The organism is Moorena bouillonii PNG, assembly GCF_001942495.1.
Taxonomy (GTDB): domain Bacteria; phylum Cyanobacteriota; class Cyanobacteriia; order Cyanobacteriales; family Coleofasciculaceae; genus Moorena; species Moorena bouillonii.
In genome coordinates this window covers 4727035-4740586 of the sequence record NZ_MKZS01000001.1, presented here as the reverse complement: position 1 = coordinate 4740586, position 13552 = coordinate 4727035, and the positions used below count along the sequence as shown (strand labels likewise).

Annotated in this window: 11 protein-coding genes; 6 read left to right on the top strand and 5 right to left on the bottom strand. The window is 45.2% G+C overall.

The genetic code is table 11. The features are described 5' to 3' along the window. Positions 1 to 142 precede the first annotated feature (142 nt). Positions 143 to 853: a dephospho-CoA kinase gene (gene coaE / locus BJP37_RS19215; protein WP_075901143.1), complete on the bottom strand. Its 711-nt coding sequence runs from the start codon at positions 851 to 853 to the stop codon at positions 143 to 145. Positions 854 to 1271: 418 nt separating this feature from the next. Here coaE and BJP37_RS19210 point away from each other — a divergent pair, with 418 nt between their 5' ends. Both BJP37_RS19210 and BJP37_RS41290 read left to right on the top strand, forming a co-directional pair. Next, the gene (locus tag BJP37_RS19210) at positions 1272 to 1733 is read left to right on the top strand and encodes a DM13 domain-containing protein (RefSeq protein ID WP_075901141.1); all 462 of its coding nucleotides are present in this window, start codon (positions 1272 to 1274) and stop codon (positions 1731 to 1733) included. Between the two features lie 160 nt (positions 1734 to 1893). Then, positions 1894 to 2052 (top strand): hypothetical protein, encoded by a 159-nt coding sequence (locus BJP37_RS41290; protein WP_198954110.1) that lies wholly within the window; start codon positions 1894 to 1896, stop codon positions 2050 to 2052. On the opposite strand, the gene BJP37_RS19205 is transcribed toward BJP37_RS41290, so the two are convergent. Then, complete coding sequence (locus BJP37_RS19205; protein WP_075901139.1) at positions 2045 to 3961, bottom strand: M48 family metallopeptidase; 1917 nt, start codon at positions 3959 to 3961, stop codon at positions 2045 to 2047. The two genes, BJP37_RS41290 and BJP37_RS19205, sit on opposite strands and share 8 nt — an antisense overlap. A 198-nt stretch (positions 3962 to 4159) precedes the next feature. Here BJP37_RS19205 and BJP37_RS19200 point away from each other — a divergent pair, with 198 nt between their 5' ends. Next, a complete protein-coding gene (locus BJP37_RS19200; protein ID WP_075901137.1) occupies positions 4160 to 5080 on the top strand; it encodes an NAD(+) kinase in 921 nt (306 codons plus the stop codon). A gap of 124 nt (positions 5081 to 5204) precedes the next feature. Here the strand turns inward: BJP37_RS19200 and BJP37_RS19195 are convergent, their stop codons facing one another. Further along, complete coding sequence (locus BJP37_RS19195; protein ID WP_075901135.1) at positions 5205 to 6557, bottom strand: RNA-guided endonuclease InsQ/TnpB family protein; 1353 nt, start codon at positions 6555 to 6557, stop codon at positions 5205 to 5207. Positions 6558 to 6645: 88 nt separating this feature from the next. Between BJP37_RS19195 and BJP37_RS19190 the strand changes: the two genes are divergently transcribed. Next, positions 6646 to 6804, top strand: a complete 159-nt coding sequence (locus BJP37_RS19190) for a hypothetical protein (protein ID WP_229415370.1) — start codon at positions 6646 to 6648, stop codon at positions 6802 to 6804. 336 nt (positions 6805 to 7140) lie between these two features. Further along, positions 7141 to 7998 carry a DUF4231 domain-containing protein gene (locus BJP37_RS19185; protein ID WP_081431252.1) on the top strand — a complete coding sequence of 286 codons (858 nt, stop codon included), beginning with the start codon at positions 7141 to 7143 and terminating at the stop codon, positions 7996 to 7998. A 343-nt stretch (positions 7999 to 8341) separates the two neighbouring features. Here BJP37_RS19185 and BJP37_RS19180 read toward each other — a convergent pair whose 3' ends face one another. Both BJP37_RS19180 and BJP37_RS19175 read right to left on the bottom strand, forming a co-directional pair. Then, on the bottom strand, positions 8342 to 9418 hold the full coding sequence (locus tag BJP37_RS19180) for an ABC transporter ATP-binding protein (RefSeq protein WP_075901131.1): 1077 nt from the start codon (positions 9416 to 9418) through the stop codon (positions 8342 to 8344). 205 nt (positions 9419 to 9623) lie between these two features. Further along, entirely contained in the window at positions 9624 to 9893 is a 270-nt protein-coding gene (locus BJP37_RS19175; protein ID WP_075901129.1) for an Asr1405/Asl0597 family protein, read from the bottom strand. 578 nt (positions 9894 to 10471) lie between these two features. Between BJP37_RS19175 and BJP37_RS19170 the strand changes: the two genes are divergently transcribed. Beyond that, positions 10472 to 13552, top strand: a 3081-nt coding sequence (locus tag BJP37_RS19170) for a HEAT repeat domain-containing protein (protein WP_075906262.1), incomplete at its 3' end; no start/stop codon positions are given.

Here is a 13552-nt window from a genome sequence, read left to right as displayed (position 1 = left end):
GCGGGCAGGTTTGCAGAAGGTCGAATGAAGAATGCAGAATTTAGAATGAAGAATGCAGAAGGTCGAATGAAGAATGCAGAATTTAGAATGTAGAATTCTTAATTCTTAATTCTTAATTCTTAATTCTTAATTCTAATAAATTCTAAATTCTAAATTCTCGATGATATCCATTGGTAGCAAGGGCAGTAGATACTTGTTGGATTAGAGCTTCTTTGGTAGAGGAGTTATCTAAAACTAGATCAGCAAGTGCTATTTTTTGCTGGAGGGGGAGTTGGCTGTTGATCCGGGCTTGAGCTTGTTCTTTAGAGATGCGATCGCGTTTCTGGATCCGTTTGAGCTGTTGTTCTGGTGAGCAGCTGACTACCCAAGTTTCTGTCACTAAATCGGTCATCTTAGCTTCAAATAGTAACGGGATGACTAAGATAACTGTAGGAGCAACTAGCGATGCAGCGCGGTCTTGGGGGTTTCCACGGGGCTTACAAGGTGCGGACGCAGGTTCCGCACACAGCCCCTCCCCACTCGCTATTGCATCAAGAAAGGTATCGAGTTCAGATTGAAAGCGATCGCGTACATAAGGATGGATTTGTTGCTCTAACCACTGTCGCTCAGCTGGGTTACTAAAAATTATCTCTCCCAAGGGTTTACGGTTCAGGGTACCGTCACTGTGCTGCACTTGTAAACCGTAGCGCTGATAAATCTGTTTCAGGATTGGTGAATCTGGTTGTACTGCTTCTCTGGCATAGATATCCGCATCTAAAATTGGTAGCCTGTAGGTATCAGCTAGGTAATTCGATACGGTGGTTTTTCCCGTGGCTATACCACCAGTTAGACCAATGATGCGTTTTTGATTCATGGGCGTTCAGTATAAAATCGGTTATGAGATCAAGGATGCGATCGCACCTGTTGGTCACAAATCCGTGCTGCCAGGTGGTGGGTTACGGCGCAATTCCTTTGGCGTTCCTTAATCATGGAATAATTTTAAGAGTGAGGTAGAATGGGCATCTTGCCCGTCCCTTGATCTTTTCGCGCGGGCAGGATGCCCGCTCTACTCCTGTTCATTCAAAGATTCAGCAACGCCATTTCTTTCCCTTCATCCACCCTACAGTAGCTTAAGGCTGAGTTGGTCAGTTTTGAGTGCTTCAGTTTTCTTTTCTAAATCTCATCTAACTTTCATTTATTCGTTAGGGTGATTTCAGAATGGTAGTTCATTCTAATAATTAAGCAACTAAAGCAATGATTCAATTCATTTTTGATTACTAGGAGGAAGTGTTATGAAACGTCTAATTGTTGGTGGTTTATCCGTATTGTTAATGGCAGCAGCAACTCCGGCTGTGCAAGCAGAAAGAACTGTTGTTAAACACAACTCTTTAAACAATGCTCTGGTCAGTCAACGAATAGCCTCTACTATCGCCACAGGAAGCTTTATCACCGTTGATCGAGGGCATCGCACTCAAGGAAATGTAAAGATTGTCAATGAAAATGGTAAACGCTATCTAGAATTCGATCAATCCTTTAAAACGGGTAGTGGACCCGATGTGAATGTACTCCTGTATCCGAACAGCAGTGTACCTCGTAAAATTCGGGGACAAGACTATGTAACCCTCGCCCGAATCAAGCAATTCAGTGGTGCTCAACGCTATGCTATTCCTGACGACTTGAATCTTAACGAATTTGGCTCTGTAGCAATTTGGTGTCGTCGGTTTGACATCACCTTTGGTTACGCTGCCCTGTAAAAGAGGTACTTTCCTGCTGGGTTAATGGGAGTAGGGAGTAGAGAGTAGGGATGCAGGGCAGTCAAAAGGAGCTAGTTACTCATCGCCCCATCGCTCCATCGCCCCATCTTCCCACACTTACCACACCTGTCACGCCTCCCATCTAGCGGTTTATAGCCTAATGAGGTACACATTATTTTTTACCTGCTTCCTGCTCCCTGCTCCCTACTCCCTGCTCCCTGTTACCTGTTCCCTGTTACCTGTTCCCTGTTCCCTGTTCCCTAAAACCCAGAAATTTGTACCTCACCTAATTGAAAACAGCTATAATAACATTAATTAGTAATTAACGTTTGATTAACAAGAGTCTGATAAATTGGCGAAATTGCCGTTTTTCGCAGTGCTTTTTTCAAGGATTTATTTGTACTATTCAAAATAGTGATCCAGGTCTGACCAGGACATTCTAATTCATCCGCAAGACGGTCAATCAGTTGTTGGTCTTTACTAGAGCTATTCGACTCCAAAAAATGACGCTGACGGCTGACACCGAGGATGTAATAGGGATTGTCTGGAAAGATTAGCACTATTTTGCGCACTAAATAAGCTTCTTTAATCTCAGGGTAACCAGCAAGTTGTTGTTGTAAGGCAGCTTCTACATCAGCTGATAGTCCGTGGGGTTGAAAGCGATCGCCGTGACTGAAACCAGAGCGCTCTTCGTGTGCCAGGGTGATTAATTCATGATGTTTGGCAGCTCTTTGACGATATCGGTCTGCTTCTGCGTCACGTCCTTGGCGTCTTAGAAACCCATAAATTGATTGAGTGCCAGTCAAAACACTATCTGGGTCTCGTGCCATCGCCTGCTCCAGATAATCGATACCAGCTTCATTATCTTGTGCGATTAAGATTTGCCCTAGTAAATAATTGGCGGATACATGGTCAGCTTGCCTGGTCAGTACTGATTTTAATAACGGGATTGCTTCTTGGGTGCCAACTAAATCTAATGTCCAACGAGCCCGATGCCAGGCTTCCTCAACAGTGAGCGGAGAGTGGGCAGCTTTTGCCTCTAAAGCTTCCAAGGATTGGCGTATCGCCTGAGCCTGGGTATAGTTTTGTCGCCATTGGTAATTGATAATAATATGCCATTGACGCTCCAACTCTTGAGTAAGGGGTAGTAACGCTTTACCCAAAAACTCTTCAGCCGCTGTTACTTTCACGAGTATGGGTAAGCTAGGCGGTGGGTTGAAGGGATATTTCAAGGCTTTTAGCCGTTCCAACAGACAAGGATGGGTATCGGCATGATGGGTTTGAGACATCAACGCTGACCTAATCCACTGTTGTTGCTGATTGGGTTCAATGGGACTCGACAATGCCTTAGCTAAATCTTGCAAAGGGGTTTGTGGAGGATTGGGTTGATGCTGGGCTTTCTGATAAATGTCATTCCAGAAAGATTGTTCCAAGTACTGAGCTTTGACCTGAACACTCAGCAGCGCTTCCGCAACGTGTTGACTACCTGCTAACTCGGCAGCACAGCGGTCAGCTTCGTATTCATTAGCACGGGCAAGTACGAAAGAATAGGCATTGAAAAAGGGGGAATACCAATTAAAAAAGCCATGAAACAGTACTGTTGCTCCAGCATGTTGACTTTTTTCCAATTGTTGCCAAATCTGCTCCCAAGTTTGACGCAGTCGATAAATCCAGGCTGCAAAGGAACTGTGCTTGCCGGATAAATGTCCCAATTCATGGGCAAGGACCGCTCGAAATTGTCTAGGAGAAAGGGCTTGGAGTAAAGGTAGTCCTAAAATTAAGTAGTTTTCTTGCCATCCCAGTAAGCCCAGACGAGGAATCTGGACTACTGCTGCATTAAATTCGCTGGTCAGGAGAACATGGTGAAAGGAAGGAGCTTTTAGAGCTTTGGTCAACTCATCAATCAAGGCAAACAGCTTTGGCACTTGCTGGCGCTGTAGTTTTAATCCTTGGGGTGGTGGAAAACTCACCCATAGCGATCGCATAATCATCCAGGCTGGCACCAGCAAAACAATGATCAGTTGAACCATGCCACGATTGATCCGACCACTGTAGTAAATCAACAGTACTACTAGTCCGAGGACTCCTAACAATCCTGCCAAGACCAGAAAAATGTAGGCATAACCCAGTGCAGCTAGAAGTCCTACACGCAGCTTATAATTATCGGGATATCGTTGGGCATAATCTTCGAGTTTCTTGACTAAGGTATCAAATTCTTCGTTTGTCATGGGTTAATCTCCTATTGACTAAGCCTGTTTGACCCAGTCTCTAGTTATAGTTAGCCCAAGTTGGTAGTCTTCTTGATCAAGAAAAGGCCTTTTTGACAATTAAATTTATTTAACAATTTAATTATTTCCCGATCAGGTAATGCTTAATCCAACGCTCTAGAATAACAGTGAACACTAGGGGTAAGCCACAACAGTAACGTGCAGCTAAAGCAAGTCATTATTATTCACAAAGCTGGAGACTCCCAAGGAAAACGTTGCGCAGAAAAATGCGCTCGGGAGTTGGAAAGACGCCAGTGCAAGGTTCTGATCGGACCAAGTGGCGCGAAAGATAATCCCTACCCAGTTTTTTTAGCTTCTGCCACCGAAGCCATTGATTTGGCAGTGGTTCTGGGGGGGGATGGAACAGTATTGGCAGCCGCAAGACATCTGGCTCCGGAAGGAATACCAATTTTGGCAGTAAATGTTGGAGGTCATCTGGGATTTCTGACCGAACCCATCGAAGAATTTAAAGACACTGAGCAAGTTTGGGACCGACTATTAGAAGACCGCTATGCAGTTCAGCGGCGGATGATGTTAGAGGGGGCTGTGTTTGGGGGAAACCGCACTGACATTACACCAGTTAGCGATCGCTTTTTCGCACTAAATGAAATGTGTGTCAAACCTGCCTCTGCCGATCGGATGATTACCTCAATTTTGGAAATGGAAATTGATGGAGAAATAGTCGATCAATACCAAGGGGATGGACTAATTGTTGGCACTCCCACTGGTTCCACTGGCTATACTGTTTCTGCGAATGGTCCAATTTTGCACGACTCCCTCGAAGCGATCGCAGTGGCACCGATTTGTCCGATGAGCCTTTCCAGTCGTCCTTTCGTGCTCCCCTCTGGCTCTGTTGTCAGTATCTGGCCCTTGGGGGATTATGAGCTAAACACTAAACTCTGGATGGATGGTGTGCTCGCAACCTCTATTTGGCCTGGACAACGGGTGGACGTGCGTAGAGCAGATTGTCAGGCCAAGTTCATTATCCTACGGGAACAGTATTCCTATTACCAGACCTTAAGGAATAAGCTTCAGTGGGCTGGTACGAGAGTCACCTACAGTAACAATCACCGCAATTGAGTCAATTGCTTAGTTAATGGGGAGAGTGGGAAGTGTGGGGAGATGGGGAAATGGGGAAATGGGGAGATTGGGGGCAGTTGAACCTCCCCACTAATCACGAGGGATGGGGATTCCCAGGCACAACCTAAGTGGCTGTTATTTCCATGGGCGTAACTTTCCCTCGCACCGAGGGTAGCTGGATGGGGTCAATACCCAGTTGTTTTAAACCCCTGTTCCTAATGTTTACACCACCGTTCACATCAGCATCATCGTGATATCCGCATTCAGTACAGAGGAACTTTTCCCCATGTCTATTGTCTGCACTGATGTGATGGCATTTCGGGCATTCAACAGATGTATGCTTAGGGTTGACTTTGATGATCGCTATGCCTGACTTCCCAGCCACGACTTCTACCTTCTTTACTAGTTCTCCCCAGGCGGCTTCAGATATTACACGATTGAGTGCTCTTTTGGCAGATTGTCCGTTGCCATCATATCCACCATCCTGATTGGGCTTGGGTTTGCAACGAGACTTCATACCCTTAATGTTGAGATCTTCAAAAACCAGGGCATCTGTACCATCGGTCAATTTTTTAGCCACTTCCCAATGGTACGCAGAACGCTTGTTGGCTAATCGTTCGTGTAACGACGCAACCTTACTAAAAGATTCTTTGCGGTTATTTGAGCCTTTCTGCTTCCGACTCGCAACTCTTTGTCTTAGTTTCAAGCGCCTTTTTTTACGCTTGAACTTTTTAGTGTTAGATGGGTTTGCAATAGTTTCGCCATCAGAAGTACTGACAAGTTTATTGATACCTAAATCGCATCCTTTGACACAATTTGGGTTGATTTCATCAGTAGTTTTCACCGGAGGTAACGGAACTGATTTGTCCTCGATCTGAATACTGACAAACCAACCCCGTGACTTTCGACGCACGGTCACAGATTTCATCGTGAAACCTGTTGGGATAGGACGAGAATTATAAAATCTCATCCATCCTATTCCGGGCAAGTAAATTCGATTGCCGTCAAGTTTTACTTGACCTGGTGAGTACTTGAAGCTCCGGTAACGAGAAGGTCTTTTCGGTTTGGGATACCCTGCTTCACCTTTAAAGAATTTTGAGAAGGCGGTATCCAACTGTCTGAGCATTTGTTGCAGGACAGTTGAGTGTATTTTTTTGTACCAAGGGCGTTCTTTTTTTAAACTCGGAAGAGTAGAACTTTGAACCTCATAAACACTACGTCTAGGATTTTTCTGGCTTTTCTTCCAAGGATAACCAACAGAGGTTGACTTATTGACCGAGCAAGTCAACGGACACGCCTCTCCACGAGTCCTCAAGTCGCAGTAATTCCCCATTTTAGGTGACTTAACCTGCTCATAGGAATCATTCCTATCCCTTAACAGATAGTTGTACTGCGCTTTGAGCATATCCAGCCACCGATTCATGACAGTCATCTGCTGAGAACTTGGAATGAGCTTGTAGACGTATCCGTATTGCATGGTATCGACCTCTTTATCCGTGCTATCTTAATTATAGATTATAGAATCGTAAAGTGATCAGGAAATGGCTAAAACAGAAACAAAAAAAATGGGAAGACCCTGTATTCACGGGGAACCCAAAGGAGCACATACCATTAGAGTGACGGATACAGCATGGAACGGACTGAAGCGATTAGCTTCCGTTGCCGGTGTAAGTCTGTCCGAATATTTGGAAGCGTTGGGAAAAGCCGGTGTATTGCCTAGTTAACAGATTGTGGCTTACGCCACTTGAGAGGGGAAATTCATCCCCGACCTAAGAGGACTGGGTATTCTTTCCCCTCTCAAACTCTCCTATTTTCGATAAAATATAGGGAGTTGCATAGGATGCGTTAGGGGGTCTCGCCGTCATTTTCAACCTCGTAGCCAGGGTTGGTAAAGCCCGCCCCGTAACGCACCACTGGGTCAAACAGCAAAATTTCAAAAAAAAATCATAACGGAGGGTGAACAGTGGGATTTCTGAGTACTCTACCAATCAGCAATGCCCACTTGCTAGAATTGACTGGAGACAATTCTGTCCATTAACTTTATTAACAATTAGATAAAAATGACGAATTTGGAAGCAACGCAAGTTGACGGAATTCCAGAGACTAAAATTCCTAAGACAATAGAGCAAATCTCTTCTTCATCAATTTCAAAACCTTCAGTTTTAATAAGCCTAGGTTCTTATTTATTCCTGGCTGCTGGGGTTGGGGTCGGAATTGCCTCTCTTTTTATCTCACACCGTCAAATATTGCTAATCGTTAGCGCTGCTTGTTTTGCCGTTTTTATATTTCTGTTTCTAATTAATAAACAATTGTGGCAAGACTATAAAGAAGCTAATCATGAGTTTCAACTGCTCAAAAAATCTAAACTGTGTAGTGGGCTCTGGTGCGGTAATAATTCCACAGAGAATAACCCCATAACTCTAGCGATAGAAAAAGCATTAAACTATAGCCAGGAGTTAATTGACGATTATAAAAAGACCCGCAGGACCTCCCGAAATGCTTACTATGTTGCCCAAATGTTAACCATTATTTTATCGGGAATAACACCAATTTTAGTCTTGCTAGACAAATTAGAAACTGGTTCTGCATTACTAAAGTGGCTCCCGGTAATCTTTCCAGCTGTTGCTTCTATTGTTGCTAGTGTCTCTACTTCCTTTCCGTTTCAAGAAAATTGGATTGCTGCCAACACTACTGTAGAATTGTTAGAGGCGGAACAGGAAAAATTTGTCTTGGGAGTTACTCCAGCTTATCGCTTTTCTGATTCATCCGATGGCCCGCGACGTCAACAACAATCACAAAAGGCCATAGAACATTATATTGTTCAGGTGAATAAGATTCATCTCAAGCAAGTCCAATCCTCTAATGGCAATGACTCAGGGTCTAATGGCAATCAGTCAGGAGAGAATAAACAGGATTAACTCCATCTGTTTAATTGAGATCTTGACCTGTCAAGGTAGGGAATCGGGAATCGGGAATCGGGAATCGGGAATCGGGAATCGGGAACGCGGAACAGTGATAAGATTCGATTATTTCAGTACTAAAATTGATTGTTATTACTTCTGTAAGGGAACAGGGAACGGAGAACAGGCAACAGTGATAAGATTTGATGCTTTCAGTTTGTTATAGCGTTTTCCCTACTTATGAGGTACATTCAATGTCAGCCCCATGGAAACCGCAAGCCTTGCTCCCCACACTCCCTGCTCCCTACTCCCTACTCCCTACTCCCTACTCCCTATTCCCTATTCCCTTTTCCCTGTTCCCTCAGGCAAAAATCGCTACTGATGGGTCAGCTACAGACACTCGCACCCGCTTTCCTACCGGTAACTGAGTGCTTAGGTTGGTGCGAGCGTGGAGTTTTTTGCCGGAAGCGGTTTGTAAACAGTAGCGGTATTCACGACCTAGGAAGTGTCGGTCTTGAATCACTACGGTGGAGTTATCATCAGGGTTGAGAAGAACATTTTCTTCCCGAAGCATGAGCTCCCCTTCCTCGAGCTGATCGAGTTTAGTATTAAGTATGGCATCATTGACTCTGATGGCAAAGGAGCCTACTTCTGTTTCCCATAGGTCTCCTCTGCGTTGGGCTGGTAAAAAGTTGGCTTGGGTGACGAATTCTGCTACAAAGCGAGAGCTGGGATTGGTATAGATTTCTTCTGGTGTCCCCAATTGCTCTAATCGACCAGAACGCATGACTCCCACTTGGTCGGATATCGACAAGGCTTCTTCTTGGTCATGGGTGACAAAAATAGCAGAGGTTCCGGTTTCTTTGAGAATAGCTCGCACTTCCTGACGCAACCGCAGACGCACTTGGACATCCAGATTGCTGAGGGGTTCATCCAATAGAATTAATTTAGGTCTGGGGGCTAAGGCACGGGCTAGGGCAACTCGCTGCTGCTGACCACCAGAGAGTTCGTGGGGATAACGTTTGCCCATGCCAGCTAATCCGACTAATGCGATCGCATCTTCCGTATTATTCTTGACCGAGACACCACTCTTCTGTTTCCGATTCTGCTTAAGCCCAAACGCCACATTCTCTGCTACGGTCAGATGAGGAAATAGAGCATAGTCTTGAAAGACCATACCAGTATTGCGCTGTTCTGGTGGTAACCAATACCCTGGCCCACTCACTTTCCGTCCTGCCAATACCACTAGTCCGGCTTGGGGTCGCTCAAATCCAGCTACAATCCGCAGTAAAGTCGTTTTGCCACAGCCAGATGGCCCCACTAATCCCAGTAAATCCCCTTCATGGAGGGTAAACGACACATTCCCCACTGCTGGCTCAGTGGTTTGCTCAAAGTGTTTAGTAATCCCTTCTAAATGTAGAATTGCTGGTTTTGTCATGAATGGATCTTAAAGGTATTCTTTTAAGGTTGGCAGGTTGGCAGGTTGGGAGGTTGAAGGTTGGGAGGTTGAAGGTTGGGAGGTTGAAGGTTTGTTGGTTGAAGGTTGAAGGTTGAAGGTTGAGTAGACCTGCAGGATCAGTAGTTTAATCTGAGTTATGGAAAGCTGACGGCTGACCGCTGAGGGCTGAATGCTTACCTACTACTTAAAGTTTCTCCTTGCGCCTTTTGCTAGGAAGCCGCCAGCAATCATCGAGCCAGGATATTAACTCCTGGCGCGGAAGGGTTAGCTGTCTGAGGATACTCCAAATTTGAATCAAAGCCGTGACATTATCGATTTCAGCTCTCAAGGGCTGGTCAGTCTTACAGTGACAGGGAATCTCTAGCTCTTGCAAGCGCCGATAGACTTGCCATCGCTCTCCCCACTTGATCTCAATCACTTGACTGGCCTCTGATTCAGATATAGATGGATCCATAATCAATAATGCTATAGTTTTTTGTTAAAAGCTGGAACCAAGCTGCCTCGGTTAAGGGAAGATTTGAGCAGCCAGGGATTAGTTATTGCTAATACTCCTAGACTAGTTTAGTCTATCTAGGGGTCAAATGCAAAGCTTTCTCAACTAATTTACAAAAAAAATATTATCCTAACAGTTGCCAGTCGGAGAATAGCACTGGAAGACCGGGAAATGGGGTGATCAGGAGATGGAAATATCTAGGGCAAGGGGTATAAGCACTTATAGATAATTTTGTCAACTATAATTGCAACTACAATCACAATCACACCAGCCGATGTAGGGTGGGCAGTGCAGCAGAGCAATCAGTACAGCTCCCGATCCCATAGCAAAGCACTGCCCACCAACTGCCCGCCCCAACATATATTGAAACTGGCAAGATGCCAGTTCCACCAACTCAGCCGATGTAGGGTGGGCAGTGCAGCAGACCAATCAGCTCAGCTCCCGATCCCATAGCAAAGCACTGCCCACCAACTCAGCTGCCCAGCTAGAATAAATCACAAGGGTGCAATATAATTCAACCTTCATAATTCATCCTTAAGATGGTCAATTGGGATCCCTATCTAGCATCAATCCGTAACAGCTACGCCCAATGGTGGCAAGTTTATACCCTCACTGATGTCGAAGGCCGCAAGCCCAAGCAGCAGCAACGAACCCCTATGCTGTTTAATGGCCTAATGGTGCAAACCATCAAGTCGGAGCAGCCACAACGAGACGAAAATCGGGAAGAATACGAAAATCCGGAAGAAACTGAGCGCTTGCCTGTCCTAGAAGGATTGCGCAAGTATGCTGTTGACCATGTTTTACTGATGGGACGTCCGGGTTCAGGAAAATCCACTGCGTTAGTGCGATTGTTGGGGGATGAGGGAATACAAGGGAAAATTCCGGTGCTGGTGGAACTGCGATATTACCAGAAATCGGTGCTGGAGTTAGTGCGGAATTTTCTGAAACGTCATGGTGTACTCCTCAACTCCACCGAAATCGAAAGATTATTGTTTGATGGACAATTCTGGTTACTGATCGATGGGGTGAACGAGCTACCGTCAGAAGCAGCACGTGTGGATTTGACTCAGTTTCGGAGGGATTACCAGAAGCGTACTCCCATGATTTTCACCACTAGGGATTTAGGAGTAGGTGGTGACTTGGGGATTCAAAAGAAGTTGGAAATGCAACCCTTGAGTGTAGAGCAAATGTCGGAGTTTGTCCGAAAGTATTTGCCACAACAGGGAGAGCAGATGCTTGAGCAGTTGGGCGATCGCTTACGGGAATTTGGGCAAACCCCCCTACTATTGATGATGCTGTGTGCCCTGTTTCAGGATAAGGGAGAGATACCATCGAATCTGGGGTTAGTGTTTCGCTCATTTACCCAGTTCTATTCTGATAACATCAAGCAAGATGTTAAGGTTTCCGAGGAATCAAGAGGATTTTGGCCAGACCTGCTGCAACAGTTAGCTTTTGTGATGACAACAGGGGATAAGCCCAAAGAGATTACTGTTGCTATTCCTAAGACAAAAGCCGAGGAAATTTTAACTAACTATCTAGGTCAGAATGGTTGTATCGATCCTAAAGTTCGCGCTAGAGCTTGGCTAAAGGACTTACTCAACCATCACTTGATTCAACAATCAGGAGAGTTGATTGAGTTTCGACACCAACTAATCCAAGAATACTATACAGCGGAATATTTATTGAAGCAATTACCACGTCTTAGGGATCAGGAGTTACAACAGAACTATCTCAATTATTTGACATGGACAGAAACTCTGGTATTGATGCTGCAATTGGTAGATGATCAAGCCCAAGCCCAGCGAGTGGTAAGGTTAGGGTTAGCAGTGGATTGGCAACTGGGAGCGAGGTTAGCAGGAGCAGTAAAACCGGAGTTTCAAGAGCAGACTGTTGAGTTGGTGGCTGGGTTAAAGGTTCCGAAATTTTTTAAGGTTGAGCTGTTGGAAATAACTGGATCAGACAAAGCGATACCTGAGCTAAGTAAATGCCTGGATGATGACCACTTTGATGTGCGTAGTAGTGCGGCAAAAATTTTGGAAAAAATCGGCACAGAAGCCACGATTGAACCGTTAATTAAATTGCTGGATGATGACTACTATTTTGTGCGTAGTAGTGCGGCTTATTCTCTGGTTAAAATCGGGACAGAAGCCACGATTGAACCGTTAATTAAATTGCTGGATGATGACCACTTTGATGTGCGTAGTAGTGCGGCAGAAGCTCTGGGAAAAATCGGGACAGAAGCCACCATCGACCGGTTAATTAAATGGCTGGATGCTCCCGACTCTGATGTGCGTATTTGTGCGGCAGATGCTCTGGGAGAAATCGGGACAGAAGCCACCATCGACCCCTTAATTAAATTGCTGGATGATCACGACTCTGATGTGCGTAGTAGTGCGGCAAAAGCTCTGGAAAAAATCGGGACAGAAGCCACCATCGACCCCTTAATTAAATTCCTCGATGATGACGACTCTGATGTGCGTATTTGTGCGGCAGAAGCTCTGGTAAAAATTGGGACAGAAGCCACCATCGACCCCTTAATTAAATTGCTGGATGATCACGACTATGATGTGCGTATTTGTGCGGCAGAAGCTCTGGGAGAAATCGGGACAGAAGCCACCATAGACCCCTTAATTAAATTGCTCGATGATGACAAGTTTTCTGTGCGTAGGAGTGCAGCATATGCTCTGGGAAAAATCGGGACAGAAGCCACCATAGACCCCTTAATTAAATTGCTCGATGATGACCACTTTGATGTGCGTAGGAGTGCAGCAGATGCTCTGGAAAAAATCGTGAGACAAGCCACGATAGATCGGTCAATTAAATTGCTGGACAATGACCACTCATATGTGCGAATTATGGCGGCAGATGCTCTGGAAAAAATCGGGAGAGAAGCCACCATCGAACCCTTAATTAAATTGCTGGATGATCCTGACTATTGGGTGCGTAAAAGTGCGGCAGAAGCTCTGGCTAAAATTGGCACAGAAACGGCGATTAACCCGTTAATTAAATACCTGGATCATCCCCACTCATATGTGCGAATCATGGCGGCAGAAGCTCTGGGAAAAATTGGCACAGAAGCGGCGATTAACCCCTTAATTAAATGCCTGGATGATCCTGACTATTGGGTGCGTAAAAGTGCGGCAGAAGCTCTGGAAAAAATTGTCACAGAAGTCACGATTGACCCCTTAATTAAATGCCTGGATGATCCCCACTCATATGTGCGTAAAATTGCGGCAGAAGCTCTGGGAAAAATTGGCACAAAAGCCACGATTGAACCGTTAATTAAATTGCTGGATGATGACTACTATTTTGTGCGTAGTAGTGCTGCAAAATCTCTGGGAAAAATCGGGACAGAAGCTACCATCGAGCCCTTAATTAAATTGCTGGATGATGACCACTTTGATGTGCGTATTTGTGCGGCAGATGCTCTGGGAGAAATCGGGACAGAAGCCACCATCCACCCCTTAAGTAAATTGCTGGATGATGACCACTTTGATGTGCGTATTTGTGCGGCAGATGCTCTGGGAGAAATCGGGACAGAAGCCACCATCCACCCCTTAAGTAAATTGCTGGATGATGACCACTTTGATGTGCGTATTTGTGCGGCAGATGCTCTGGGA